Annotated in this window: 20 protein-coding genes; 15 read left to right on the top strand and 5 right to left on the bottom strand. The window is 50.4% G+C overall.

The features are described from left to right. The first annotated feature begins 67 nt into the window (after window positions 1-67). From PCO85_21780 to yjfF, 3 genes are read left to right on the top strand one after another with little or no spacing between them, the layout of a single operon-like run. A complete protein-coding gene (locus tag PCO85_21780) occupies window positions 68-1582 on the top strand; it encodes a sugar ABC transporter ATP-binding protein (GenBank protein ID WJV53731.1) in 1515 nt (504 codons plus the stop codon). After that, window positions 1575-2585 (top strand): ABC transporter permease, encoded by a 1011-nt coding sequence (locus PCO85_21775; protein WJV53730.1) that lies wholly within the window; start codon window positions 1575-1577, stop codon window positions 2583-2585. The genes PCO85_21780 and PCO85_21775 overlap by 8 nt, the downstream gene beginning before the upstream one ends. Beyond that, window positions 2585-3547: a sugar ABC transporter permease YjfF gene (gene yjfF, locus PCO85_21770; protein ID WJV53729.1), complete on the top strand. Its 963-nt coding sequence runs from the start codon at window positions 2585-2587 to the stop codon at window positions 3545-3547. Before PCO85_21775 ends, yjfF begins: the two co-directional genes overlap by 1 nt. 19 nt (window positions 3548-3566) lie before the next feature. Here yjfF and hdfR read toward each other — a convergent pair whose 3' ends face one another. Further along, window positions 3567-4394, bottom strand: a complete 828-nt coding sequence (gene hdfR / locus PCO85_21765; protein WJV53728.1) for an HTH-type transcriptional regulator HdfR — start codon at window positions 4392-4394, stop codon at window positions 3567-3569. 120 nt (window positions 4395-4514) lie between these two features. Between hdfR and PCO85_21760 the strand changes: the two genes are divergently transcribed. Further along, on the top strand, window positions 4515-4853 hold the full coding sequence (locus tag PCO85_21760) for a DUF413 domain-containing protein (protein WJV53727.1): 339 nt from the start codon (window positions 4515-4517) through the stop codon (window positions 4851-4853). Between the two features lie 65 nt (window positions 4854-4918). Here the strand turns inward: PCO85_21760 and PCO85_21755 are convergent, their stop codons facing one another. Continuing rightward, entirely contained in the window at window positions 4919-6445 is a 1527-nt protein-coding gene (locus PCO85_21755; GenBank protein ID WJV53726.1) for a YifB family Mg chelatase-like AAA ATPase, read from the bottom strand. Window positions 6446-6797: 352 nt separating this feature from the next. Here PCO85_21755 and PCO85_21750 point away from each other — a divergent pair, with 352 nt between their 5' ends. The 8 genes from PCO85_21750 (at window position 6798) to PCO85_21715 (ending at window position 15580) form a co-directional block, all read left to right on the top strand. Further along, on the top strand, window positions 6798-8021 hold the full coding sequence (locus tag PCO85_21750; protein WJV53725.1) for an MFS transporter: 1224 nt from the start codon (window positions 6798-6800) through the stop codon (window positions 8019-8021). A gap of 132 nt (window positions 8022-8153) precedes the next feature. After that, on the top strand, window positions 8154-8252 hold the full coding sequence (ilvL, locus tag PCO85_21745) for an ilv operon leader peptide (protein WJV53724.1): 99 nt from the start codon (window positions 8154-8156) through the stop codon (window positions 8250-8252). Window positions 8253-8391: 139 nt separating this feature from the next. Then, the gene (gene ilvG, locus PCO85_21740; protein WJV53723.1) at window positions 8392-10038 is read left to right on the top strand and encodes an acetolactate synthase 2 catalytic subunit; all 1647 of its coding nucleotides are present in this window, start codon (window positions 8392-8394) and stop codon (window positions 10036-10038) included. Between the two features lie 17 nt (window positions 10039-10055). Further along, window positions 10056-10313, top strand: a complete 258-nt coding sequence (gene ilvM / locus PCO85_21735) for an acetolactate synthase 2 small subunit (protein WJV53722.1) — start codon at window positions 10056-10058, stop codon at window positions 10311-10313. A gap of 24 nt (window positions 10314-10337) precedes the next feature. Then, a complete protein-coding gene (locus tag PCO85_21730; GenBank protein ID WJV53721.1) occupies window positions 10338-11264 on the top strand; it encodes a branched-chain amino acid transaminase in 927 nt (308 codons plus the stop codon). 74 nt (window positions 11265-11338) lie between these two features. Beyond that, window positions 11339-13189: a dihydroxy-acid dehydratase gene (gene ilvD, locus PCO85_21725; GenBank protein WJV53720.1), complete on the top strand. Its 1851-nt coding sequence runs from the start codon at window positions 11339-11341 to the stop codon at window positions 13187-13189. Between the two features lie 3 nt (window positions 13190-13192). Further along, window positions 13193-14737: a threonine ammonia-lyase, biosynthetic gene (gene ilvA, locus PCO85_21720; GenBank protein WJV53719.1), complete on the top strand. Its 1545-nt coding sequence runs from the start codon at window positions 13193-13195 to the stop codon at window positions 14735-14737. A 102-nt stretch (window positions 14738-14839) separates the two neighbouring features. Then, entirely contained in the window at window positions 14840-15580 is a 741-nt protein-coding gene (locus PCO85_21715) for a DUF2461 domain-containing protein (GenBank protein WJV56171.1), read from the top strand. 105 nt (window positions 15581-15685) lie between these two features. On the opposite strand, the gene ilvY is transcribed toward PCO85_21715, so the two are convergent. Continuing rightward, on the bottom strand, window positions 15686-16573 hold the full coding sequence (gene ilvY, locus PCO85_21710) for an HTH-type transcriptional activator IlvY (GenBank protein WJV53718.1): 888 nt from the start codon (window positions 16571-16573) through the stop codon (window positions 15686-15688). Window positions 16574-16740: 167 nt separating this feature from the next. Here ilvY and ilvC point away from each other — a divergent pair, with 167 nt between their 5' ends. Continuing rightward, the gene (ilvC, locus tag PCO85_21705) at window positions 16741-18219 is read left to right on the top strand and encodes a ketol-acid reductoisomerase (protein WJV53717.1); all 1479 of its coding nucleotides are present in this window, start codon (window positions 16741-16743) and stop codon (window positions 18217-18219) included. Between the two features lie 74 nt (window positions 18220-18293). Here the strand turns inward: ilvC and putP are convergent, their stop codons facing one another. Beyond that, the gene (gene putP, locus PCO85_21700) at window positions 18294-19778 is read right to left on the bottom strand and encodes a sodium/proline symporter PutP (protein WJV53716.1); all 1485 of its coding nucleotides are present in this window, start codon (window positions 19776-19778) and stop codon (window positions 18294-18296) included. A gap of 463 nt (window positions 19779-20241) precedes the next feature. Between putP and putA the strand changes: the two genes are divergently transcribed. Further along, on the top strand, window positions 20242-24216 hold the full coding sequence (gene putA, locus PCO85_21695) for a trifunctional transcriptional regulator/proline dehydrogenase/L-glutamate gamma-semialdehyde dehydrogenase (GenBank protein WJV56170.1): 3975 nt from the start codon (window positions 20242-20244) through the stop codon (window positions 24214-24216). 55 nt (window positions 24217-24271) lie between these two features. Here the strand turns inward: putA and ppiC are convergent, their stop codons facing one another. Further along, window positions 24272-24553, bottom strand: coding sequence for a peptidylprolyl isomerase PpiC (gene ppiC / locus PCO85_21690; protein ID WJV53715.1), 282 nt, complete (start codon window positions 24551-24553; stop codon window positions 24272-24274). Window positions 24554-24711: 158 nt separating this feature from the next. On the opposite strand from ppiC, the gene rep reads away from it, so the two are divergent. Beyond that, window positions 24712-26736, top strand: coding sequence for a DNA helicase Rep (gene rep, locus PCO85_21685; protein ID WJV53714.1), 2025 nt, complete (start codon window positions 24712-24714; stop codon window positions 26734-26736). Window positions 26737-26826 lie beyond the last annotated feature (90 nt).

The following is a 26826-nucleotide window of genomic DNA, read 5'->3' as shown; positions in this document are numbered from 1 at the left end:
GTAGCCCACCATTGTTATTATTATCCATCACTTTCTTACCTTATGACGCAGCGAAATAGGTGAGGCAATGGAAACGGCTCGATTATTAGATGTTCGTGGTATCAGTGTTGAGTTTCCTGGTGTGAAAGCATTGGAAAATGTCGATTTTACACTGGACAGAGGCGAGATCGTCGCTCTACTGGGAGAAAATGGTGCTGGGAAATCGACGCTGATCAAGGCGTTGACAGGTGTTTATCATCGTTCGACAGGTGAGGTTTTACTGGAAGGTGTCGCTATTGATCCGGTAAATACTGCACATGCTCAATCTATGGGTATTGGTACCGTCTATCAGGAAGTTAATTTACTTCCCAATATGTCGGTGGCTGCGAATTTGTTTATCGGTAGAGAGCCAACCAAATATGGCATTGTTGATCAAAAACAGGTTATTCACCTCGCTGAAAATTTACTAAGTATTTATGGTTTAGACATTGATGTCAGCCAGCCGCTGGGAAAATATTCTATTGCCATTCAGCAAATCGTTTCAATTGCTCGAGCTATCGATCTTTCCGCAAAAGTATTAATTCTTGATGAACCGACAGCAAGTTTGGATGCAAAAGAAGTTGATATGCTGCTGGAAATATTGCGTAAACTTCGTAGTCAAGGTGTTGGAATGATTTTTGTCACCCACTTTCTGGATCAGGTTTATCGCATCAGCGACCGTATTACTGTATTGCGTAACGGTAAATTGGTGGGAACTCGTCTGACTGATGAATTGCCTCGTATTGAGTTAGTCCAGATGATGTTGGGACATACTTTTGATGAGTCTGCGCTTAAGCGTGGAGAGCATAATTTAGTGACGGGCGAGCCAGTGGCGGAATTTAATAATTATGGTCGCCATGGTGTTATTAATAATTTCGATTTGGCGATATGCCCAGGTGAAATTGTTGGATTAGCCGGATTGCTCGGTTCTGGACGGACAGAAACTGCACAGCTTATTTTTGGCATTATTACACCAGATAGCGGTCAGGCGAAAATTAATGGACAACCTGTTCGTATTACGACTCCCCGTAAAGCTGGTCAGTTAGGATTAGGTTATTGTCCGGAGGATCGAAAGACCGATGGCATCATCGGTGCTGCTACGGTACGGGAAAATATCATTCTGGCGCTGCAGGCTCAGCGTGGTTGGTTAAAACCCATATCATTACGTGAACAGACCCGGATTGCGGAAAAATTCATTGAGCTGTTGGGCATTCGTACTCCAGGAACGGAGCAGGAAATTCAATACCTTTCTGGTGGTAATCAGCAAAAGGTGTTGTTGTCTCGCTGGCTAGCGACAGAACCTCGTTTTCTTATCCTTGATGAACCTACTCGTGGGATTGATGTAGGGGCTCATGCTGAAATTATCCGTTTGATAGAAAAATTATGTGAACAGGGGATGGCTCTGCTGGTGATTTCTTCAGAGTTGGAAGAACTGACGGGTTATGCTGATCGCATTGTGGTGCTGCGGGATCGCCAACATGTGGCACATCTTGAGCATGAAGATGTTTCTGTTGCCGCCATCATGCAGGCGATAGCGGCACAAGCAGGAGTTGCTGATGGCTGATAATAAAATTATCCCTGCCCAAAAACGTAGGTTGACCTTTTCTAAAGGTGTGCCGCAACTGATGGCATTAGTAGCAATTTTGCTGATTGATAGCCTGGTTGCACCTAATTTCTTTTCACTGCACGTTCAGGACGGACGTCTGTTTGGCAGTCTGATTGACATTCTGAACCGCGGTGCACCTGTCGCGCTTCTGGCGCTTGGTATGGCACTGGTTATCGCTACCGGGGGAATTGACTTGTCTGTTGGTGCTGTAATGGCGATAGCCGGGGCTACGGCCGCCACACTAACGGATGCCGGTCAACCTCTATCTGTTGTATTGATGACGACGTTGATGGTTGGGGCATTATGTGGTCTGTGGAACGGGTTTTTAGTCGCTGTGTTACAGATTCAGCCCATTGTCGCGACGCTGATGCTTATGGTGGCCGGACGAGGTATTGCCCAGTTAATCACTAAGGGGCAAATCATCACTTTTGACAACCCGGCTTTTGCCTGGCTTGGCAGCGGTGCACTGTTCTATCTGCCGATGCCGGTGATTATCACTGCCCTGATGTTACTGGTGATGTGGTTACTGGCGCGAAAAACAGCACTGGGGTTATTCATTGAAGCGGCTGGTATCAATCTGCGTTCTGCCCGTAATTCTGGGGTAAATACTGGTCTGATACTGATCGTAGTGTATACGATTTGTGGTGTCTGTGCTGCGGCAGCCGGCATTATTGTTACTGCCGATATTCGTGGTGCGGATGCCAATAATGCGGGGCTGTGGCTGGAGCTGGATGCCATTCTGGCAGTAGTTATCGGCGGAGGCTCGTTGCTGGGTGGTCGTTTTAATTTGCTGCTGTCAGTGGTAGGCGCGTTGATTATTCAGAGTATGAATACAGGCATCCTGCTGTCTGGCTATCAACCAGAATTCAATCTGGTATTAAAAGCGTTGGTAGTGTTGGCAGTATTGGTAATGCAGTCGCCCCGTTTCTCATTTCGCCGTCTGTTGAGGAGGCAAGGATAATGTTGAAACGAAATCTTCCTTTGTTGATAACGATTGTGGTTTTTATCCTTGGTTACCTGTTTTGCCTGAGTCAGTTCCCGGGATTTGCATCAACCAGGGTATTCTGCGATCTGCTCACTGATAATGCCTTTCTTGGCATTGTGGCGGTGGGAATGACGTTTGTCATCCTGTCTGGCGGCATAGATCTTTCGGTGGGCTCGGTGATTGCCTTTACGGGTGTATTACTGGCAAAACTGATTGGCAGTTATGGTTTTGATCCTCTGTTTGCTATTGCCATTGTGTTAGTGATGGGGGCGCTGTTTGGGGCTTTCATGGGCTGGATTATTGATACGTTAAAACTGCCAGCATTTATCATCACATTGGCTGGCATGTTCTTTGTCCGTGGCATGAGCTTTATTGTGTCGGAAGAATCGTTACCCATTAATCATCCTATCTACGCTTATCTGGCTAGCCTTGCCTGGCGTGTCCCTGGTGGCGGTCGGTTTACTTTTTTGGCCTTGATTATGTTGATAACTGTAGTATTGGGCATGATATTGGCACACCGCACTCGATTTGGTAACCGGGTCTATGCTATTGGTGGCAATAGTTATTCTGCCGAATTGATGGGGGTTCCGGTCCGTCATACCACTATTCAGATTTATATGTTGTCCAGCACGCTGGCAGTGCTTTCCGGTATCATTTTTTCGCTTTATACCTCTGCCGGCTATGCCTTGGCTGCCAGTGGTGTTGAACTGGATGCGATTGCCGCTGTCGTCATCGGCGGAACCTTGTTGACTGGCGGTGTGGGGACGGTATTGGGCACGCTGTTTGGTGTTCTGATTCAAGGCTTGATTCAGTCCTATATTACCTTCGACGGTATGCTGAGCTCATGGTGGACCAAGATAGTCATTGGCATTCTGCTGTTTGCATTTATTGGTTTGCAAAAAGTGTTAAGCACGTTTTGGCAAGTCAGGCGTGCTTAATCAGAACCACCCGTTAGCGCTAGGTAGTGATATCAATGGGGGTTTTTAAGAGCTGGCGTATTAACGCCTGTTGATCGCTGTTCTGTAGCCATACAGCATAAAAAGGGCGAGTGATGGCCGACGTATCACCCACTGTATGTAACTCTGGATATTCCTGTGACCAGTGACTGGGTAGAAATGAACACCCCCCGATAGTGGATAGTAACTGACGGGTAAGATGTGCTGATGTGGTTGTGAGGGTGGGGATCTGGTCGCTGAGTAAAAGCCGGCTTTCCTGTTGGTGAAAATCAGCTCCCCATTCCAGCTTGATGTAAGGCAACTCTTCTTTGGTTTCATTCCCTTTGACAGTAAACAACGAGAGCGAAAAATTGCCCAATATCTGGCTGGCCAATTCCTCCATTTTGGGCGGTTCGGTGGTGATAAGCAGGTCCAGTTGACGTTCATGCAATTGTTTAACTAATGAGTGGCGAAGCGCTATACGCGCTTCCAACTGCAATAGTGGGCGTTGTTGATAGAGTGCTACTAACCATGGTGTTAGATAGGCTTCCCATAATGAGGCAGTCGCGCCGATTGATAACTGACTATGCTGCTGTGAACGGGCCACTTCTTTCTTCGCCAGTTGCCAGGTACCAATCAGGCTTTCGGCATAGGGCAGCAACCTCTCTCCTGCTGGCGTGAGTCGTATATTATTGCGATGGCGAGTGAACAAATTAGCACCAAGTTGGGTTTCAAGTTGGCGGATACGAAAACTGATTGCAGACTGCGTCAGATAGAGTGATTCTGCCGCTCGACCAAAATGTCTTGTCCGGCTAACTTCCAGGAAGGTTTTTAGTAATTCGGTGTCCATGCCTTTCTCCAAAAAAAATTTGTCGTGATGATTTAAATGTTTTGTTTTACAGAAAGTCAAGCCTATCTAATACTCCGCGCCATAAACGGCATGACCATATGAGAATTAGGAGCGTGTAAGATGGCAGAAAGCTTCTCAACAACCAGTCGTTTTTTTGATAACAAGTTTTATCCTCGAGGTTTTTCCCGGCATGGCGACTTTACGATAAAGGAAGCGCAACTGCTGGAGAGGTATGGTCACGCTCTTAACGAGCTTGATCTGGGTAAACGTCAGCCAGCGACGGAAGATGAGGTGAAATTTGTTGCGGTTTGCCGTGATGAACGTCAACCTGAAACTGAAATGGAAAAAATCTGGATGAAATATACGAATCGTATTCGTCGTCCAAAACGGTTCCATACGCTGTCTGGTGGCAAGCCACAGATGGATGCAGTTGAAGAATATACTGAAAGCGATGATTGATGACCGTGGGGCGTAAGCCCCATTTCCATTTTCTTCCCTCATAATAAGACCCAGGGTGACATTTGTTATGCCAGGCTTTTATGTAGCTGAATTAGTAACCTGTCCATACACCGATAGCTGAGTGCTTCAGCAAGGTGTCTACGCTCTATTTTTTCCGTATCACTGAGATCGGCAATGGTACGGGCTACTTTCAGTATTCGGTGCCAGGCGCGGACTGAAAGTCCAAGTTTACTCATTACTTCTTCCAGATAAGCGGCGTCAACATCTGTTAAGCGACAGTGCTTTTCGATGTCAACTGGTTTTAGCAACGCATTGATCTTGCCGGTACGCTTCAATTGACGTTGTTGTGCCGACAGTACCCGCTCCTTGACCGTCGCGCTGCTTTCTCCGTTATTGGTTTGCTGGCGTAAAACGCCCGGTGGTAATAACGGCACTTCAATTGAAAGATCAAAACGATCCAGAAACGGACCGGAGAGCCGGTTTAGATAGCGTAAAATCTGCTGGGCTGGCATGCGGTTATGAATGCCTTGATAATGCCCTGAGGGGCTGGGATTCATGGCGGCGATCAATTGGAACCGTGCCGGATAGCAAACTTTGGCTCGGGTGCGGGAGATGATAATTTCTCCTGATTCCAGCGGTTCACGTAGTGAATCCAGCACACGGCGTTCAAATTCCGGTAATTCATCCAGAAACAGTACACCATTGTGTGCCAGTGATATTTCTCCCGGTTTAGGGAGTGCTCCCCCACCGACCAACGCTGTTATGGAAGCGGTATGATGAGGCGCTCGAAACGGTCTGGCGCGCCACTGAGACAATGTGGCATTGATATTGAGTAAACTGTTAATTGCAGCGCTTTCCAAAGCTTCGTCATCGGATAATGGTGGCATAAGCCCAGGCAGACGACTGGCGAGCATAGTCTTTCCGGTACCAGGTGGGCCCAGCAGCAACAGGTTATGCCCCCCAGCGGCGGCAATTTCCAGCGCTCGTTTGGCTTGTTCCTGCCCAATAATGTCTTTTAAATCGGCGGCGTGTGTTTCAGTGTGTTCTTCAGGTGGAATATTACCACCGGGGGATAATACATCTTCACCGTGTAGAAAGGCACAAACCTGTAGCAAGTGATTAGCCAGTAACGTCTCTCCTTGCGGGATCAGCGCCATTTCCAGTTTGTTATCTTCTGGGAGCATCAAACATCGACCTGCTTTTTGTGCTTCCAGTGCGGCGGGAATTGCGCCATTGACGCCGCGCAAGGTACCCGACAATCCCAATTCACCCAGAAATTCATATTTAGCCAATTGTTCTCCCGGGATTTGTTCAGAGGCTGCCAGAATAGCCAATGCGATAGGCAGATCGTAGCGGCCTCCTTCTTTCGGCAGGTCAGCGGGTGCAAGATTGACGGTGATACGTTTTGCCGGAAAGGTGAAACCACAATTGAGCAGTGCGCTGCGGACCCGATCCCTAGCCTCTTTTACGGTGGTTTCAGGCAGCCCCACCAATGTCAGGGCTGGTAAACCATTGCTGATGTGTACTTCGATAGAAACCTCGGGTGCCTGCATCCCTAGTGTTGCCCGTGTATATGTCACTGCCAGCGTCATGTTCTACTCCTTCCTTTGACAGATATGATCATGCCTGTTCGGCCCATCCTCGGCACGGAGAGGTTTGCAGATATGCGAAACCCTTCAATGGAATAATTCCCTTTCTCAGCGGAGATTCAAAGAATTGCGTACTTCATCGCAGCGTTGTTAATACTGATTAACAACTGCAATTAATTTGCAACACATTCGATGGGGGATATCAGTTGCGATATTAAAACTGAAGGTGTATTTAACAATTATTTAAAATAATGTCTGCAATTTTAAAACATCACCTCATCGACTGCGGCATCCTCCTGCCGTACAGCCTGTTTTCTGCCAACTTCGTACTCTACGATACGATAGGGAAATATCTATGTTTGGTTGGACTCCCCCGCAACGCAATACCGCGATTGCCAGTTTTCTGAGCTGGTCATTGGACGCGTTCGATTTTTTTATTCTGGTTTTCTTGCTTAGCGATATTGCTCACGCCTATCAGGTTGGTATGGAACAGGTGACGCTGGCTATATTGTTGACATTGGCTGTCAGGCCATTGGGGGCGTTGATTATTGGACGTCTGGCGGAGAAATTTGGTCGTAAGCCGATTCTGATGCTTAACATTGTGCTGTTTTCTGTATTTGAGCTGTTGTCTGCCGTTGCTCCTTCACTGATGATATTCCTGCTGTTACGAGTTCTTTATGGCGTGGCGATGGGCGGGATCTGGGGTGTGGCTTCCTCACTGACAATGGAGACGATTCCTGATAAATCTCGGGGATTAATGTCCGGTATTTTTCAGGCGGGATACCCATTTGGTTATTTGTTGGCGGCTGTCGTCTATGGGACGATGTTCGATGTGGTTGGCTGGCGTGGTATGTTCGTAATTGGTGCGGTACCTATCTTGTTATTGCCCTTCATTTACTTCTGCGTGGAAGAGTCCCCGGTCTGGCTGGCGGCCAGAGCGCGTAAGGAGAGTACCGCCTTACTGCCAGTATTGAAATCTCACTGGAAACTCTGTTTCTACCTGGTACTGCTGATGGCGGCATTTAATTTTTTCAGTCACGGCACACAGGATCTTTATCCGGCATTTTTGAAAATTCAGCATGGTTTTGATGCTAAAACCGTCAGTATTATCGCTATTAGCTACAATATTGCTTCGATCATGGGGGGCGTCTTTTTCGGTACGCTATCGGAGCGTATCGGTCGTAAAAAAGCCATTATAACTGCGTCCCTGCTGGCATTACCGATTATTCCTCTCTGGGCATTTTCTCAGGGAGCCTGGATGTTGGGATTGGGCGCTTTCCTGATGCAGTTTATGGTTCAGGGAGCCTGGGGGGTTATTCCTACTTTCCTCAATGAGCTGGTACCGAGCAATACCCGTGCGGTATTGCCCGGTTTTGTGTATCAGTTGGGAAATTTGATTGCTTCCGTTAATGCTACGCTGCAGGCAATGATCGCTGAAACGCATAACCATAATTATGCGCTGGCTATGGCGGCTATTGCCGGGGTGGTGGCTATCTTGATAGCTGTGCTAACGGCATTTGCCGGGAGTGGGTCACGGCAGGAAAAAAGAAAGACCGGTTCAATGAATGTTAGTGTATGAATAGTAATAGATTTTATGTCTAATTATGCAAAACGGACAGAATACCTACGAAAAAAAATGGTTGTCATATTATGGCTTACTGTGGTAACTCTGTAGGTATTCGTTCGACAATAGATCAATGAACAACCTGAAATGAAAGCGTTCTCCCTGGTGATTAGCCTACTCGTGATTAGTGTGGTGGTGATTATTATCCCACCGTGCGGGGCTGCACTTGGACGAAGAATGGCTTAAAAATCAAGGCCGAATTCAAGAAAACCCCCGCACCGAAAGGTCGGGGGTTTTTTTATGCGGTCAGAAACCTAAACAAGGGAGCAGCTATGTTCAGCAGAATAAAGTCCTGTTATTCCCAAAAGGCGTCGGGGAAATAACTATGAATGGGGCTCAGTGGGTGGTGCAAGCGTTGCGGGCACAAGGAGTGGATACGGTCTTCGGTTATCCTGGTGGCGCGATTATGCCAGTTTACGATGCACTGTATGATGGCGGCGTAGAACATGTGCTATGCCGTCATGAACAGGGTTCTGCCATGGCTGCGATTGGTTATGCCAGATCCACTGGGAAAGTTGGCGTTTGTATTGCCACATCCGGGCCGGGGGCGACTAATCTGATTACAGGCCTGGCTGATGCCCTGCTGGATTCTATTCCTATCGTGGCCATCACTGGTCAGGTTGGTTCGGCATTGATAGGCACTGATGCTTTTCAGGAAATCGATGTTTTAGGGTTGTCGCTGGCCTGTACCAAGCACAGTTTTCTGGTGGACTCGGTAGAGTCTTTACCGGAAGTTATGGCAGAGGCTTTTGCGGTAGCCAACAGTGGTCGTCCCGGCCCGGTATTGATTGATATCCCGAAAGACATTCAATTGGCGGACGGTGAATTCAGCCCGTATTTCACATCGGTTGACGAGCCGCCATCTTTCCCTGCACAGGCGGTTTCCCAAGCGTTTGACATGCTGACCCAGGCGAAAAAACCGGTGCTGTATGTGGGCGGCGGTGTGGGCATGGCCAGGGCCGTACCCGCGTTACGTGACTTTATTGCCACGACCCAGATGCCATCCGTGGTCACGCTGAAGGGACTGGGTGCGGTAGATCATTCACACCCTTACTATCTGGGTATGATTGGTATGCACGGTACCAAAGCGGCCAACCTGATGGTGCAACAGTGCGATCTGCTGGTAGCGATAGGTGTGCGTTTTGATGACCGTGTGACTGGCAAATTGAGTGCCTTCGCGCCGCATGCCAAAGTGATTCATATGGATATCGACCCGGCAGAGCTGAATAAGTTGCGTCAGGCGCATGTTGCGTTGCAGGGGGACCTGAACTGTTTGTTGCCAGCCTTGCAGCAGCCGTTGCAGATTGATGAGTGGCGACAGCAGGCCATGATGATGAAAACGGAATATCCGTGGCGTTATGATCATCCGGGCCAGGCCATCTACGCTCCAGCACTGCTGAAAACCTTGTCTGAACGTATGGCACCGGAAACGGTGATCACGACAGATGTCGGGCAGCATCAGATGTGGTCGGCTCAGCATATGCAATTTACTCGTCCTGAAAATTTCATTACTTCCAGCGGGCTGGGCACGATGGGATTTGGTGTTCCTGCTGCGGTGGGCGCTCAGGTGGCGCGCCCGGATGATATGGTAATCTGCATTTCCGGTGATGGTTCGTTCATGATGAATGTGCAGGAGCTGGGTACCATCAAGCGAAAACGATTACCACTGAAAATCGTCTTGCTGGATAACCAGCGTTTAGGGATGGTTCGACAGTGGCAGCAACTGTTTTTTGATGAACGCTATAGTGAAACCAACCTCTCCGATAATCCTGATTTCCTGACGCTGGCAAGTGCCTTTGATATCCCAGGCCAGCGTATCACCCGTAAAGACCAGATTGATGCCGCGCTTGACGCCTTGTTGAACAGTGATGGACCATACTTGTTGCATGTTTCCATTGATGAGTATGAGAACGTCTGGCCTCTGGTACCGCCTGGTGCCGGTAATGAAACGATGTTGGATAAAACAAAATAATGTCTGGAGAAAAACCAATGACACACCATCAGCTTTCAATTCAGGCCCGCTTTCGCCCCGAAATTCTGGAGCGTGTACTGCGGATTGCTCGTCATCGCGGCTTTCAGGTTTACGCCATGAATATGACGCAGGCTAACAGTTGCGATCACATTAATATTGAACTGACCGTTGCCAGTCAGAGATCAGTAGATTTATTGTCAACACAATTAAGTAAACTGCTGGATATTGCCTGTGTCGATATTCAGCCGATTTCATCACAACAAATTCGTGCCTGAGGGGCATCAAGAAGGAAAACAAGAATGACTAAAAAAGCTGACTATATCTGGTTTAACGGTGAAATGGTTCCCTGGGCTGAGGCCAAGGTTCATGTGATGTCTCATGCGCTGCATTACGGTACGTCGGTATTTGAAGGTGTCCGCTGCTACGATTCTCATCGCGGCCCGGTGGTGTTCCGTCACCGTGAGCATATGCAACGTCTGCATGATTCGGCCAAAATTTACCGCATGCCGTTGACGCAAAGTGTGGATGAATTGATGGAAGCCTGTCGCGAAACGTTGCGCAGGAATAATCTGTCCAGTGCTTATATCCGTCCGCTGGTGTTTGTCGGTGATGTGGGGATGGGCGTGAATCCGCCGGAAGGCTATAAGACAGATGTGATTATTGCCGCATTTCCGTGGGGCGCTTATCTGGGTGAAGAAGCGCTTGATCAAGGGATTGACGCGATGGTGTCCTCCTGGAATCGCGCTGCTGCCAATACCATTCCGACGGCCGCTAAAGCTGGAGGCAACTATTTGTCCTCGTTGCTAGTGGGGAGTGAAGCCCGTCGTCATGGCTATCAGGAAGGGATTGCGCTGGATGTTCATGGCTATGTGTCTGAAGGTGCTGGTGAAAACCTGTTTGAAGTGAAAGATAATGTCCTTTTCACACCACCATTTACCTCTTCGGCGCTACCGGGGATTACCCGCGATGCGATTATCAAACTGGCGAAAGGTCTGGGTTTTGAAATCCGCGAACAGGTATTGTCTCGTGAATCGTTGTATCTGGCGGATGAAGTGTTCATGTCCGGTACGGCGGCGGAAATTACCCCGGTACGTAGCGTGGATGGCATTCAGGTTGGTATCGGCAAATGCGGTCCGGTGACCAAGAAACTGCAGCAGGCATTCTTTGGCCTGTTTACCGGCGAAACCGAAGATAAATGGGGCTGGCTTGATCCGGTAAATCGTTAATTAATCAACTTATTATTTTTCTCCGGTGATGCGTTCCGTCACCGGTTATCTGTTTAAACTGGAGTAACAAGAGTATGCCTAAGTACCGTTCAGCCACTACTACGCATGGTCGCAATATGGCTGGAGCGCGAGCCCTGTGGCGCGCTACAGGGATGACCGACGCTGATTTTGACAAGCCCATTATTGCGGTTGTGAACTCGTTCACTCAATTTGTTCCCGGGCACGTACATTTACGTGATCTGGGAAAGTTGGTCGCTGAGCAGATAGACGCAGCAGGCGGTGTCGCCAAAGAGTTCAACACCATTGCGGTGGATGACGGTATCGCCATGGGGCATGGTGGCATGCTCTATTCTCTGCCTTCTCGCGAGCTGATCGCCGATTCCGTGGAATATATGGTGAACGCCCACTGCGCTGACGCTATGGTCTGTATCTCTAACTGTGACAAAATCACGCCGGGAATGTTGATGGCAGCACTGCGCCTCAATATTCCGGTCATTTTTGTTTCCGGCGGCCCAATGGAGGCCGGGAAAACCAAACTCTCAGATCAGATCATCAAGCTCGACCTGATTGACGCCATGATTCAGGGGGCCAATCCGAAAGTCAGTGATGAAGACAGTGCGCAGATTGAACGTTCGGCCTGTCCGACTTGCGGCTCCTGCTCCGGTATGTTTACCGCCAATTCCATGAACTGTCTGACGGAAGCGCTGGGCTTGTCACTGCCAGGCAATGGTTCACTACTGGCAACGCATGCGGATCGTAAGCAGCTGTTTATCAATGCGGGCTCACGTATTGTTGGCCTGGCCAAACGCTATTATGAGCAGGATGACGACAGCGTATTGCCGCGCAATATCGCTAATAAAGCCGCCTTTGAAAACGCCATGACGCTGGATATCGCCATGGGGGGCTCTACCAATACCGTCCTGCATCTGCTGGCTGCCGCACAGGAAGGCGAGGTGGATTTCAGCATGTCGGATATCGACCGCCTGTCTCGTCAGGTGCCGCACTTGTGTAAAGTGGCTCCCAGCATCCAGAAATATCATATGGAAGACGTCCATCGCGCGGGTGGCGTGATCGGTATTTTGGGCGAGTTGGATCGTGCAGGTTTGCTCAACCGTGGCGTGAAAAATGTACTGGGTCTGACACTGCCGGAAACGCTGGCGAAATATGACGTTATGCTGACCCAGGATGCCGAGGTGAAGAAAATGTTTACTGCCGGTCCGGCGGGTATTCGTACCACCAAGGCGTTTTCGCAGGATTGTCGCTGGGATTCACTGGATACCGACCGTCAAGAAGGATGTATCCGTTCACGTGAATTCGCCTACAGTCAGGATGGCGGTCTGGCGATACTGTACGGCAACATCGCTAAAGATGGTTGTATTGTGAAAACTGCCGGTGTTGATAAAAGTAATCTGGTGTTCCACGGTCCGGCCAAAGTGTATGAAAGCCAGGATGATGCGGTAGAAGCGATTCTGGGCAATAAAGTGGTTGCCGGTGATGTGGTGGTTATTCGTTATGAAGGGCCGAAAGGTGGGCCGGGTATGCAGGAAATGCTATACCCCACCAGCTTCCTGAAATCTATGGGATTGGGAAAGGCCTGCGCACTGATCACCGATGGCCGTTTTTCTGGCGGTACGTCTGGCTTGTCCATCGGTCATGCCTCGCCGGAGGCCGCGAGTGGCGGCATCATTGCGCTGGTGCAAGAGGGTGACATGATTGCCATTGATATTCCGAACCGCAGTATTGTGCTGCAAGTATCTGACAGTGAGTTGGCAACACGCCGTGAGGCCGAACTGGCCCGTGGTGATGCCGCCTGGACACCGAAAAACCGTGACCGTCAGGTATCTTTCGCACTGCGTGCATACGCCAGCCTGGCGACTAGCGCCGATAAAGGTGCTGTCCGCGATAAAAGTAAGCTGGGAGGTTAACTCATGGCTGTCTCACAACCGCTTCCTGCCGAGCCCTGTGGCGCTGAATATTTGCGGGCGATCTTGCGCGCTCCGGTATATGAGGTCGCACAGGTTACGCCGCTGGAGAAAATGGACAAACTCTCTGCCCGGCTGGGAAATATCATTCTGGTGAAACGAGAAGATCGTCAGGCTGTACACAGCTTTAAGCTGCGTGGCGCCTACGCGATGATGGCTGGACTGAGTGATGAACAGAAATCCCATGGTGTGATCACCGCATCGGCAGGTAATCATGCTCAGGGCGTGGCGCTTTCCGCCAATCGTCTGGGTATCAAAGCGCTGATTGTGATGCCGGTTGCTACGGCGGATATCAAAGTGGATGCCGTGCGCGGTTTCGGTGGGGAAGTGTTACTGCACGGTGATAACTTTGATGAGGCGAAAGCCAGGGCCATTGAGTTGTCACAGCAGCAGAAAATGACGTTTGTGCCGCCATTTGATCATCCGGCAGTAATTGCCGGTCAGGGCACGCTGGCGATGGAACTGCTGCAACAGGACGCGCATCTCGATCGGGTATTTGTTCCGGTTGGTGGTGGTGGTCTGGCGGCTGGGGTCGCTGTATTGATCAAACAGTTGATGCCGCAGATCAAGGTTATTGGCGTCGAGGCGGAAGATTCCGCCTGCCTGCGTGCGGCGCTAGATGCCGGCCGACCGGTGGATTTGCCGCGTGTCGGGTTATTTGCCGAAGGTGTGGCGGTAAAACGTGTCGGCGATGAATCGTTCCGGTTGTGCCGTGAGTACCTGGATGATGTCATCACTGTTGACAGTGATGCGATCTGTGCTGCGGTTAAGGACTTGTTCGAGGATGTTCGCGCGGTAGCTGAGCCTTCCGGGGCACTGGCGCTAGCGGGCATGAAAAAATATATCCAACAACACCATATTCAGGGCGAACGGCTGGCGCATGTCCTTTCCGGCGCCAATGTGAATTTTCATGGCCTGCGTTATGTTTCCGAACGCTGTGAACTGGGTGAGCAGCGTGAAGCATTGATGGCGGTCACCATTCCCGAGCAGAAAGGCAGTTTCCTCAAATTCTGCCAACTGCTGGGAGGCCGTTCTGTCACCGAGTTTAATTATCGCTATGCGGATGCGGATAACGCCTGCATTTTTGTGGGTGTACGTCTGACCCACGGTAATGTTGAGCGTCAGGAAATCATCGCTGAGCTGTCAGCAGATGGCTACCAGGTAGTGGATCTTTCCGATGATGAAATGGCTAAGTTGCATGTGCGTTATATGGTCGGTGGTCGGCCTTCCAAGCCGTTGCGGGAAAGATTGTACAGTTTTGAGTTTCCGGAATCGCCCGGAGCCTTGCTGAAATTCCTCAATACGCTGGGAACGTACTGGAATATTTCGTTGTTCCATTATCGCAGTCACGGTATGGACTTTGGCCGCGTACTTGCTGCCTTTGAGCTGACGGAACGTGACCCGGAGTTTGAGCAACATCTACAGGCACTGGGCTACGAATGTCATGATGAGACGCAGAATCCGGCATTCCGCTTTTTTCTGAAAGGGTGATGATTGCTGTTGCAATGTGCTGCGTCCGGTGGAGTTTATCCGCCGGGCGCGCTATCGTTTAGCGTGTTCTTTTACTCCTCCCGGTTTATGGATGATGACATCATGACGATACGCTTTGGCGGTTTTTCTCCGCAGGGGTTGATCTTTCTGCAACAGGTACGGCAGAAAAACAGCAAGGAATGGTTTGAGGAATATCGTTCGCTCTATGAGGAGACGCTGCTGACGCCGTTCCGTGCGCTGGTGGAATCACTGAGCATTACCATGCTACAGATTGACGATCATTTTGAAACTCGCCCGACGATAGGTAAAACCCTGTCCCGTATTCATCGCGATACCCGTTTTTCTCATGATAAATCCCGTTATCGAGACCGGATGTGGCTGACCTTTAAGCGTACCCAGAAAGACTGGACGGATGCGCCGGTCTATTTCTTTGAGATCACGCCGGACAGTTGGCGCTATGGTTTGGGTTACTACAGCGCCAGCCGTACCACCATGGAGTTGTTTCGCCAGACATTACGGGATAATCCGCAGGGATTTTTGGATATAGCGGCCTGTTTGGGTGATGAGTTTGTGCTGGAAGGGGAAAGCTATAAACGCCCGTTGATTAAAGATCAGCCCGCTGAGCTGGCCTGCTGGTATAACCGTAAGTCGTTTGCCGCCATGGTAACACGACAGGATATGGAGCCTCTTTTTGACGGAGAGCTGGCATCGGTGCTGGCAAGAGAATTTACCCGGCTGGAGCCGCTGTATCATTATCTGATGAAGATTGAAATCATGAAGAAGGCGGCTGAACCAGCAAATGTCAGCCCCGCCTTTCTGGATGACAAATGGTTCAGTCGTTGAGATTACTTGGTTTTAGCCATCAGATAATTAAATAGATAACTTTCGCTTTAGCTGACGGCCTAAAAATGGCCAACGGCAAAAGTAGCATGATAAGCGATAGTCCCATTATTTTTTCTGTAAGGTTTCCCAGAAGGCGGCAATAAGTGGTTCGCTCAGCCGTTTTTTCTGTACGCAAACGCCTAGTTCAAACGGTTCCATCGCCTGTCCTGGTAATACTGACACTCGATTACGTACCGGCTCCGGACTATTTTCAAGTACGACATCAGGGATTAGCGCAATACCGCACCCTAATGCGACCATCGACACCATTGCCTCATGGCCTGATACTGTGGCATAGATTGGTGGATTGGCAATATGCTGACGGCGAAACCAGACATCGATCCGTTTTCTCACTGGCCCATGCTCTGGCAGGATAAACGGAATCTGTGACCAGTCTGGTTCAGGTTGGCGTGCCTGCGTCTGTACCGCGCAAGGTAGTGCCGGAATAATCAATACCAGCGGGATCTTGCCGATAGGCATGAATTCTACGCTGGCAGGCAGCGTTTCCGGATGACCGGCAATACCGAGGTCGGCTTCGTTTGACTGTACTTTTTCCACTGCATCGGCAGCATCACCGGTGGTGAGTTTTATTTCCACCAGTGGATGTGCGGCTCGAAAATGGTCAAGAATGGGCGGTAGATGGCTGTAGGCGGCGGTTACTGAACAAAACAGCCGCAGTTCACCGCTCAGTGACTGGCCGCGTTGGCCCAGCACCAACTGTAATTGTTGATACTGTAACAGTGTTTGCTGAGCGAAGGTTTTCAGGTGTTCACCGGCATCGGTGAGCTGAACGGTACGGTTATCCCGCAGAAACAGCGACTGACCGATGTCCTCTTCCAATCGCTGAATTTGCCGCGATAATGTCGATGGGCTGATGTGCATCGCCTTGGCGGTACGACCAAAATGGCGACTTTCCACCAAATGCAGAAACAATTTGAGATCTCGTAAGTCCATGCGATGCCAGCCTCATTTTTACGTTGCATATCTTGCAATATCACGTTGTTAATATATCAATTTAAGCAACACGTTTCCTGTCATATGATGGAGACATCCTAGGCGCTGTGAAAACGGCTAACCTTACTGAACATTAGCAAATAACACACGATATGGAGCACCACCACATGGCTAATTATTTCAACACATTAAACCTGCGTCAGCAGCTGGCTCAATTGGGTAAATGTCGGTTTATGGGCCGCGACGAATTCGCCGATGAAGCCAGCTATCTGAAAGGTAAAAAAGTGGTGATCGTCGGCTGTGGCGCTCAGGGTCTGAATCAGGGCCTGAACATGCGTGATTCCGGCCTGGATATATCTTACGCCCTGCGTCAGGCGGCGATCACCGAGAAGCGCGCATCATGGCGTAAAGCCACCGAAAACGGTTTTAAAGTCGGTACTTATGAAGAACTGATCCCGCAGGCAGATCTGGTGGTCAACCTGACGCCGGACAAACAGCACACCTCCGTTGTGCAGGCGGTGCAGCCGTTGATGAAGCAAGGTGCTGCATTGGGTTACTCCCATGGTTTCAACATCGTTGAAGTGGGTGAACAAGTGCGCAAAGACATCACTGTGGTGATGGTGGCACCGAAATGTCCGGGTACAGAAGTACGTGAAGAATACAAACGTGGTTTTGGTGTGCCGACCCTGATTGCGGTGCATCCGGAAAACGACCCGAAAGGTGAAGGTATGGCGATTGCCAAAGCCTGGGCCGCAGCAACCGGCGGTCATCGTGCCGGCGTGCTGGAGTCCTCTTTCGTGGCGGAAGTAAAATCCGACCTGATGGGTGAGCAGACTATTCTGTGCGGCATGTTGCAGGCGGGTTCGTTGTTGAGTTTCGACAAGCTGGTGTCTGATGGTGTTAACGCGACTTATGCGGAAAAACTGGTTCAGTTCGGTTGGGAAACCATTACCGAAGCGTTGAAACAAGGCGGGATTACCCTGATGATGGATCGTCTGTCGAATCCGGCCAAGCTGCGAGCTTTCGCGTTGTCTGAGCAACTGAAAACCATCATGGAACCGTTATTCCAGAAGCATATGGACGATATCATTTCTGGCGCATTTTCCAGTGGGATGATGGCGGACTGGGCAAATGATGATGTTAAATTGCTGACCTGGCGTGAAGAAACCGGTAAAACCGCTTTTGAAAATGCGGCACAGTACGAAGGTAAAATTGCCGAGCAGGAATATTTCGATCATGGCGTATTGATGATTGCAATGGCCAAGGCCGGGGTAGAACTGGCATTTGAAACTATGGTGAGTGCCGGCATTATTGAAGAATCCGCTTACTATGAATCACTGCATGAACTGCCGTTGATTGCCAACACCATTGCCCGTAAGCGTTTGTATGAAATGAACGTAGTGATTTCCGATACGGCAGAATACGGCAACTACCTGTTTGCCAACGCGGCCGTACCATTGCTGAAAGAGAAATTCATGGGCTCTCTGCAACCGGGTGATATCGGCAGATCAGTGGCTGCGACTAATGTGGATAACGCCCAGTTGCGTGATGTGAATGAAGCTATCCGCAATCATCCAATCGAAACCATCGGTAAGAAGCTGCGTGGCTATATGACTGATATGAAACGCGTCGCTGTTGCAGGTTAATTCATTACATTATTCCGAATGGCATAGCAAAAAGGGCACAACGCAGGTTGTGCCCTTTTTTTATTGAGAGTTGATTAGTGGGCTCTGAATTCTGCCTCTGCTGTATGGAATCGTTCGGTAATATCAGTCGATGGAGCCAGCCCCATCAGGCTGACCAGGAAAATAGCCACAGAGCTGAAAAGGAAGCCGGGAATGATTTCATACAGGCCCAGCCAGTCGTACTGTTTCCAGAGGATCACCGTAGCCGCGCCGATCAACATGCCGGCCAGCGCGCCATTGCGGGTCATCCGCGGCCAAATCAGAGAAATCAGAATGACAGGTCCAAATGCCGCACCGAAGCCAGCCCAGGCATAGCTCACCAGTCCCAACACCCTATTATCCGGGTTGGTTGCCAGCATAATGGCGACCACCGCAACCAGTAGCACCATCGAACGGCCTACCCATACCAACTCTTTCTGGCTGGCGTTTTTACGCAGGAATGGTTTGTATAAATCTTCCGTAATTGCGCTGGAACATACCAGTAATTGGCAGCTCAGCGTGCTCATCACTGCTGCCAGAATGGCCGCCAGAAGGATGCCTGCTATCCATGGGTTAAACAATAACATAGCCAGATCGATAAATACCCGTTCACTGTTTTGAGAAACGTTACCTGCTTGTCCGGGGTTCTCAGCGAAATAGGCAATACCGAAGAAGCCGACAGTGACCGCACCCACCAGACACAGGATCATCCAGGTCATGCTGATACGGCGGGCTTGATGGATGGTATGGTGTGAGTCAGCGGCCATAAAACGGGCCAGAATGTGGGGTTGACCGAAGTAGCCCAAGCCCCAACCCATCAGCGAGATGATGGCTACGGTGTTTAATCCTTTGAACATATCTATATTGGATATGCTTTTGGCTTCGATCATCGCCAGTGATGTATCAATACCGCCAACGGACAGAATGACCATCACAGGCGTCAGAATTAGCGCAAAAATCATCAGGCTGGCTTGAATCGTGTCTGTCCAGCTCACTGCCAGATAACCACCAATGAAAGTGTAGGCAATCGTCGCTATCGCACCTAGCCATAGCGCGGTACCGTAACTCATGCCAAAAGTGCTTTCAAACAGGCGGGCGCCCGCCACAATACCAGAGGCGCAGTAAACGGTGAAAAAAATCAGAATTACCAGTGCTGAAATCACTCGCAGTAGTTTGCTTTTGTCTTCAAAACGATGGGTAAAGTAGTCGGGCAATGTCAGCGAGTTATGGTTAATCTCGGTATGTACGCGTAAGCGTCCGGCAACCCACTTCCAGTTCAGGTAGGCACCGATGGTCAGGCCGATGGCGATCCAGCTTTCTGATATACCGGAAAGAAAAACGGCTCCCGGTAACCCCATCAACAGCCAGCCACTCATGTCGGAAGCGCCGGCAGACAGCGCTGTCACCAGACTCCCCATACGACGGCCACCCAAAATATAGTCACCGAAGTTGTTGGTTGCCCGGTATGCGATGAATCCAATCAGAACCATCCCGAAGATATACACCAGAAAGGTCACCAGCATCGGTGTGCTTATCGTCATTTATCTCTCCATTGTCATTATTATTTACTCGCACGCCCTATGCGCTTGCGATTGGCTATTCCGTTACTCTGTCCGGAACGGGGACAGATTCGGAAGGGGATTGGTTGCAATAAGTTGTACCTCCTGTCGGGGCTGAACGATTTTTATCCTAATTGAGATGCATTGACGTTAACAATACATTTAACATATGGATTACATAAAGTTCACGCGGTGTCACATTTATCTGTCAGGTTGCACCATAAAATTACAGGCAGCATGCCAGGATTATGAAAAAAATCCGACAATCTACGGTGTTACAGCTAATCCCATCATCGGTTGTGTATATCAGTGTCAGCAAAAACCAGCCAGATTAACAGGTTGATAAAATGAGCAAGATTGTTTTATTAACAAGGTTGCACAAAGTTGCAACATGTATAATAGTGACAATCTTTCCGGCATCTATTTCTTCACCACAGGAGTGGATATGGGTTCTACCACGATGGGCGTAAAACTCGATGAGTCAACGCGTGATCGACTTAAAGCGGCGGCACAGCGTATTGATCGCACGCCGCACTGGCTTATTAAGCAGGCCATTTTTACCTATCTCGAACGCCTCGAAAGCGGCGCTGACATGCCCGAAATCCCGTTACTAGCCCTGTCCAGTCATGCTGAAACGCAAGAGATTATGCCGAAATCTCAGGAAGAAGAAACCCATCCGCCATTTTTGGATTTTGCCGAGCAGGTCTTACCTCAATCGGTAGCTCGCGCTGCTATTACTTCCGTGTACCGTCGCCCTGAAGGTGAAATGGTGTCGATGCTACTGGAACAGGCGAGATTAACTGCTGATCTCGCGCAATCTACGTATCAAATGGCATATCGGATTGCCGAAAAATTACGGACACAAAAACGTACGAATGGGCGTTCCGGTATGATCCAGAGCCTGTTACAGGAATTCTCCCTCTCTTCGCAAGAAGGTGTGGCGTTGATGTGTTTGGCGGAAGCGCTGCTGCGAATTCCCGATAAGCCGACCCGTGACGCACTGATCCGCGACAAAATCAGTACCGGTAACTGGCAATCTCATGTAGGGCACAGTTCGTCACTGTTCGTGAATGCAGCTACCTGGGGATTACTGTTCACCGGCAAGCTGGTGGCAACACATAATGAAACCAGATTATCCGGCTCTCTGAATCGGATTATCAGTAAAAGCGGTGAACCACTGGTTCGCAAAGGCGTTGATATGGCCATGCGACTGATGGGTGAGCAGTTCGTGACGGGTGAAACCATCGCCGAAGCGTTGGCTAACGCCAGAAAACTGGAAGAGCAAGGTTTCCGCTATTCTTACGATATGCTCGGTGAAGCCGCTCTGACGGCGGAAGACGCTGAGGCGTATCTGTTGTCCTATCAGCAGGCGATTCATGCGATTGGTAAAGCTTCCAATGGGCGCGGGATTTATGAAGGGCCCGGCATTTCCATCAAACTGTCTGCTCTGCATCCTCGTTATTGCCGGGCGCAGCATGAACGAGTGATGGAGGAGTTGTATCCTCGACTGCTATCGTTAACATTGCTGGCTCGTCAGTACGACATCGGCATTAATATTGACGCGGAAGAGGCAGACCGGCTGGAAATATCCCTCGATTTGCTGGAGCGCCTCTGTTTTGAACCTCAGCTCGCCGGTTGGAATGGCATCGGTTTTGTGATTCAGGCTTATCAGAAACGTTGTCCGTTGGTGATTGATGCGCTGGTGGATCTGGCGCAACGCAGCCGCCGCCGTCTGATGGTTCGTCTGGTCAAAGGCGCCTACTGGGACAGTGAAATCAAACTCGCCCAGATGGACGGTCTGGAAGGCTATCCGGTCTATACCCGTAAGGTGTATACCGATGTTTCCTATCTGGCTTGCGCCCGTAAACTGCTTGCTGTACCGAATCTGATTTATCCACAGTTCGCGACGCATAATGCGCACACATTGAGTGCCATTTATCATCTGGCGGGTAATAACTACTATCCAGGGCAGTATGAGTTCCAGTGTCTGCATGGCATGGGGGAACCGCTGTATGAGCAGGTGGTAGGTAAGGTCGCCGATGGCAAACTGAATCGACCATGCAGGATTTACGCGCCAGTAGGGACGCATGAAACCTTGCTGGCGTATCTGGTGCGACGTCTGTTGGAGAATGGCGCTAATACCTCATTTGTGAACCGTATCGCGGACAATACACTGCCGTTGGAACGATTGGTCGCCGATCCGGTCAGCGAGGTCGACGCGTTGGCGGTGAAGGAGGGCTGCGTCGGCGTTCCACATCCGCGTATTCCGTTGCCCCGCTCGCTTTATGGTGATCAACGTATCAACTCTAGTGGACTGGACCTTTCCAATGAGCATCGTCTTGCATCGTTGTCCAGTGCCTTACTGACCAGCGCTACTCAGTTATGGCATGCCGATCCTGTGATTGACGGTGAAATCGAAACCGGAGAGGCGCAGGCGGTATTGAATCCGGCGGAACCGCGAGACATTGTGGGCTATGTGCGGGAAGCGCAGAGTGTGGAAATTGAACAAGCGCTGAGCGCTGCCGTTAATGCCGGGGCTATCTGGTTTGCCACCCCGTCCGTTGAGCGGGCCGCGATTCTGGCGCGTGCCGCTGATATTATGGAGAGTCAGCTCCAGCATTTGTTGGGATTACTGGTACGTGAAGCTGGTAAAACCTTTGCCAATGCGATTGCCGAAGTGCGTGAAGCGGTGGATTTCCTGCGTTATTACGCCGGGCAGGTAAAAACTGACTTTGCCAATGATACACACCGTCCATTGGGACCGGTAGTGTGTATCAGCCCGTGGAACTTCCCCCTGGCAATCTTTACCGGACAGGTGTCTGCCGCGCTGGCGGCAGGTAACAGTGTGCTGGCAAAACCGGCGGAGCAAACACCGCTGATTGCGGCACAAGCAGTACGAATACTGCTGGAGGCGGGTATCCCGACTGGCGTCCTGCAACTGCTTCCGGGGGCGGGAGAGACGGTTGGTGCGGCGTTGGTCAACGACAGCCGGGTACGTGGTGTGATGTTTACCGGTTCAACCGAAGTGGCGGCAATCTTACAGCGCAGCCTTGCTGGTCGTCTTGACCCACAGGGAAGGCCAACACCATTGATTGCTGAAACCGGCGGACTGAACGCGATGATTGTTGACTCTTCCGCGTTGACGGAGCAGGTAGTCACCGATGTTATCGCCTCTGCGTTTGATAGTGCCGGGCAGCGTTGTTCCGCGCTCAGGATCTTGTGTGTGCAGGAGGATGTGGCGGAACACACATTACAGATGCTGCGTGGCGCAATGGCGCAATGCCGGATGGGTAACACGGAACGCCTGTCGACTGACATTGGGCCGTTGATTGACGCGGACGCGAAACAGGGTATTGAGCGCCATATTCAGGCGATGCGCGCCAAGGGGCGTAAAGTCTTTCAGGCGGCATACTCCCACTCCCAGGATGAACATGAATGGGCCCGAGGACATTTTATCCCACCGACGCTGATTGAACTGGACAGTTTTGATGAGCTGAAAAAAGAAGTGTTTGGTCCGGTTTTGCATGTTGTACGTTATCAACGCCAGGATCTGGACCAGCTTATCAACCAGATAAATGCGGCCGGTTACGGCCTGACGTTGGGGTTGCATACCCGTATTGATGAAACTATTGCTCGGGTAACGGCCACAGCAAAAGTCGGTAATCTCTACGTTAACCGCAATATGGTGGGCGCGGTGGTTGGTGTACAACCGTTTGGTGGCGAGGGACTTTCCGGTACGGGACCAAAGGCCGGGGGGCCGTTGTATCTATACCGGCTGCTGTCACAACGCCCTGATGACGCGGTGATGCAAGGACTGATGCGACAGGATAGCGAACAACCGATTGACGCCACTCATCGAGACGCCTTATTAACAGCACATCAGGCGCTGGAAGCCTGGGCGATAGCGGAAAATTATCGTCATTTGGCGCAGTGTTGTCAGCGTTATGCCGAATTGGGATTGGGCGGAACCGTGCGGTTGTTGTCCGGGCCGACGGGCGAACGTAATACTTATGCGTTACAGCCCCGTGAGCGGGTGCTGTGTCTGGCAGATAATGATGACGATGTACTGTTGCAACTGGCCGCCGTACTGGCGGTAGGAAGTCAGGTTCTGTGGCCCGACACACCATCATTGCGCGAACTGTATCGCCGTTTACCCGTGGTAGTGCAGGAACGTATTCAACAGAGTGTTGACTGGCAGGCTGGAGATATTGCCTTCGACGCCGTGATCTATCACGGCGATGCGGATCAACTGCGGGTATTGAGCGAGCAGATTGCTCAGCGGGAAGGGGCAATTGTTTCGGTGCAGGGGCTGGCCCAGGGTGAAACCAACATTCTGCTGGAACGGCTTGTGTATGAACGTGCCTTGAGTGTGAATACAGCGGCAGCGGGTGGGAATGCCAGCCTGATGACAATTGGATAACACGGGTTTATCGGCTGTCTTCCCGGTAACAGGGGCGACAGCCGGTTATTTCCCTTTAATTCCGATACAACACTTTGATGATGTGATAGCCGAACTGGGTTTTCACCGGGCCGAATGGCTTGAGTAGTTCACCGGAAAATACGGCTTTATCAAATGCCGGAACCATGTCGCCTTGGCGGAACTCGCCCAGATCTCCGCCGCTACGTTTGGATGGGCAAGTTGAGAATTTCTGTGCCATCTGCTGAAAATCTGCTCCTTTTTCCAACTGATCCAGAATGTCGTTTGCCTGTTGTTCCGTATCGACCAGAATATGCAACGCTGCTGCTGTATTTGCCATGTTGAGTACCTTTTGATAGAAAAACTGGCGCGCAATGTAACATTGCACGGTCATAAAATGGAAATGCAGAGCGCATTCCAACACCAGAATCAGCCGAACAAGACTGCCCTGACTTTTGCTACAATCGCCTTTCGTTTGATCAGTGAGCAAGATGAACCATGCGTTTAAACCCCAGCCAACAACATGCTGTTGAATTCGTTACCGGCCCTTGTTTGGTGCTGGCCGGGGCGGGTTCTGGCAAAACGCGCGTTATTACTCAAAAGATAGCGCATTTGATACGGGTGTGCGGCTATCAAGCGCGACATATCGCTGCTGTGACCTTTACCAACAAAGCGGCTCGGGAAATGAAAGCGCGTGTCGCGCAGACATTGGGACGTAAAGAAGCCCGTGGTCTGATGATCTCCACATTCCATACCCTGGGGCTGGAAATCATCAAACGGGAATATACTGCGCTGGAAATGAAGTCCAATTTTTCGTTATTTGACGATCAGGACCAGATGGCGTTGCTGAAAGAGCTGACGGAAACCTGGCTGGAGAATGATAAGACGCTGTTACAGCAGTTGATTTCCACCATTTCCAACTGGAAAAACGATCTTGTTGACCCTGCTCTGGCGATGGCGCGGGCCAGTTCTGAGCGGGATAAGCTATTTGCCCATTGCTACCGGTTGTATACCGAGCATCTGCGTGCTTGTAACGTCCTGGATTTTGACGACTTGATCCTGTTACCTACCTTGTTGTTCAAGCGTAATGAAGACGTCCGTGAGCGTTGGCAGAACCGCCTGCGTTACCTGCTGGTGGATGAATATCAGGACACCAATACCAGCCAGTATGAGTTGGTGAAATTGCTGGTGGGAAGCCGGGCGCGGTTTACCGTGGTGGGGGATGATGACCAGTCGATTTACTCATGGCGCGGGGCGCGGCCACAGAATCTGGTGTTGTTACAGACGGATTTTCCGCAATTACAGGTTATCAAGCTGGAGCAGAATTACCGTTCATCCGGTCGTATTCTGAAAGCGGCAAATATTCTTATCGCCAATAATCCTCATGTGTTTGATAAACGACTGTATTCCGAGCTGGGCTACGGCAGCGAACTGAAAATCATCACGGCCAATAACGAGGATCATGAAGCAGAGCGGGTCGTTGGGGAGTTGATTGCCCATCATTTTATCAACAAAACCCAGTACGGCGATTATGCGGTTTTGTATCGCGGCAACCATCAGTCACGTCTGTTCGAGAAGATGCTGATGCAAAACCGCATTCCTTACAAGATTTCTGGTGGAACGTCCTTTTTCTCTCGTCCGGAAATCAAGGATCTGCTGGCCTATCTGCGAGTATTGACCAATCCGGATGATGACAGCGCCTTTTTACGCATTGTAAATACGCCGAAGCGGGAAATAGGGCCGGCGACGCTGCAAAAGTTGGGCGAGTGGGCGAATCAGCGTAATCGCAGTCTGTTCAGCGCCAGCTTTGATTTCGGGCTGAGCCAAGTGTTGACCGGTCGTGGTTTGGAATCGTTACAGCGTTTTACTCAGTGGATGGCGGAGATCGCCCGTTTGGCAGAACAAGAGCCTGTAATGGCAGTGCGTGACCTGATTCATGGCCTGGGTTACGAGAGTTGGTTGCATGAAACCTCTCCCAGCCCGAAAGCCGCTGAAATGCGCATGAAAAACGTTAACCAATTATTTAGCTGGATGACGGAAATGCTGAAAGGCGACGATCTGGATGAGCCGATGACGTTAACTCAGGTTGTTACCCGTTTTACGTTACGGGATATGATGGAACGCGCTGAAAATGAGGAAGATCTGGATCAGGTTCAGTTGATGACATTGCACGCGTCAAAAGGATTGGAGTTCCCTTATGTGTTTTTGGTCGGTATGGAAGAAGGATTGTTACCGCATCAGACCAGTATCGATGAAGACAATGTGGATGAGGAGCGGCGCCTCGCTTATGTCGGTATCACCCGTGCTCAACGGGAACTGACATTTACCTTGTGTCGGGAGCGTCGGCAGTACGGCGAGCTGGTTCGTCCGGATCCAAGTCGTTTCCTACTAGAACTTCCACAGGATGATGTTATCTGGGAAACGGAACGCAAAGTGGTAAGCCCGCAGGAGAGGATGCAGAAAGGGCAGAATCATCTGGAAAATTTGCGAGCACAGTTGGCGAAAGCCAGGGAAAAAAGCTGATCCTGACGGGCATGTGCATCCATAAATATCTCTCCTGGACGTGAAACCGGGCAGCACTAACTGCCACCCGGGTTTTTTCTTGCGACGAAG

Origin of the sequence: Prodigiosinella aquatilis (assembly GCA_030388725.1) — a bacterium.
GTDB lineage: Bacteria > Pseudomonadota > Gammaproteobacteria > Enterobacterales > Enterobacteriaceae > Prodigiosinella > Prodigiosinella aquatilis.
The sequence above is the reverse complement of the archived record's forward strand: the minus strand, read 5'-3'. Positions and strand labels throughout refer to the sequence as shown.

Coding starts and splice junctions, on each gene's coding strand:
- PCO85_21780 (WJV53731.1), top strand. CDS start 68: ATGGAAACGGCTCGATTATTAGATGTTCGTGGTATCAGTGTTGAGTTT.
- PCO85_21775 (WJV53730.1), top strand. CDS start 1,575: ATGGCTGATAATAAAATTATCCCTGCCCAAAAACGTAGGTTGACCTTT.
- yjfF (WJV53729.1), top strand. CDS start 2,585: ATGTTGAAACGAAATCTTCCTTTGTTGATAACGATTGTGGTTTTTATC.
- hdfR (WJV53728.1), bottom strand. CDS start 4,394: ATGGACACCGAATTACTAAAAACCTTCCTGGAAGTTAGCCGGACAAGA.
- PCO85_21760 (WJV53727.1), top strand. CDS start 4,515: ATGGCAGAAAGCTTCTCAACAACCAGTCGTTTTTTTGATAACAAGTTT.
- PCO85_21755 (WJV53726.1), bottom strand. CDS start 6,445: ATGACGCTGGCAGTGACATATACACGGGCAACACTAGGGATGCAGGCA.
- PCO85_21750 (WJV53725.1), top strand. CDS start 6,798: ATGTTTGGTTGGACTCCCCCGCAACGCAATACCGCGATTGCCAGTTTT.
- ilvL (WJV53724.1), top strand. CDS start 8,154: ATGAAAGCGTTCTCCCTGGTGATTAGCCTACTCGTGATTAGTGTGGTG.
- ilvG (WJV53723.1), top strand. CDS start 8,392: ATGAATGGGGCTCAGTGGGTGGTGCAAGCGTTGCGGGCACAAGGAGTG.
- ilvM (WJV53722.1), top strand. CDS start 10,056: ATGACACACCATCAGCTTTCAATTCAGGCCCGCTTTCGCCCCGAAATT.
- PCO85_21730 (WJV53721.1), top strand. CDS start 10,338: ATGACTAAAAAAGCTGACTATATCTGGTTTAACGGTGAAATGGTTCCC.
- ilvD (WJV53720.1), top strand. CDS start 11,339: ATGCCTAAGTACCGTTCAGCCACTACTACGCATGGTCGCAATATGGCT.
- ilvA (WJV53719.1), top strand. CDS start 13,193: ATGGCTGTCTCACAACCGCTTCCTGCCGAGCCCTGTGGCGCTGAATAT.
- PCO85_21715 (WJV56171.1), top strand. CDS start 14,840: ATGACGATACGCTTTGGCGGTTTTTCTCCGCAGGGGTTGATCTTTCTG.
- ilvY (WJV53718.1), bottom strand. CDS start 16,573: ATGGACTTACGAGATCTCAAATTGTTTCTGCATTTGGTGGAAAGTCGC.
- ilvC (WJV53717.1), top strand. CDS start 16,741: ATGGCTAATTATTTCAACACATTAAACCTGCGTCAGCAGCTGGCTCAA.
- putP (WJV53716.1), bottom strand. CDS start 19,778: ATGACGATAAGCACACCGATGCTGGTGACCTTTCTGGTGTATATCTTC.
- putA (WJV56170.1), top strand. CDS start 20,242: ATGGGTTCTACCACGATGGGCGTAAAACTCGATGAGTCAACGCGTGAT.
- ppiC (WJV53715.1), bottom strand. CDS start 24,553: ATGGCAAATACAGCAGCAGCGTTGCATATTCTGGTCGATACGGAACAA.
- rep (WJV53714.1), top strand. CDS start 24,712: ATGCGTTTAAACCCCAGCCAACAACATGCTGTTGAATTCGTTACCGGC.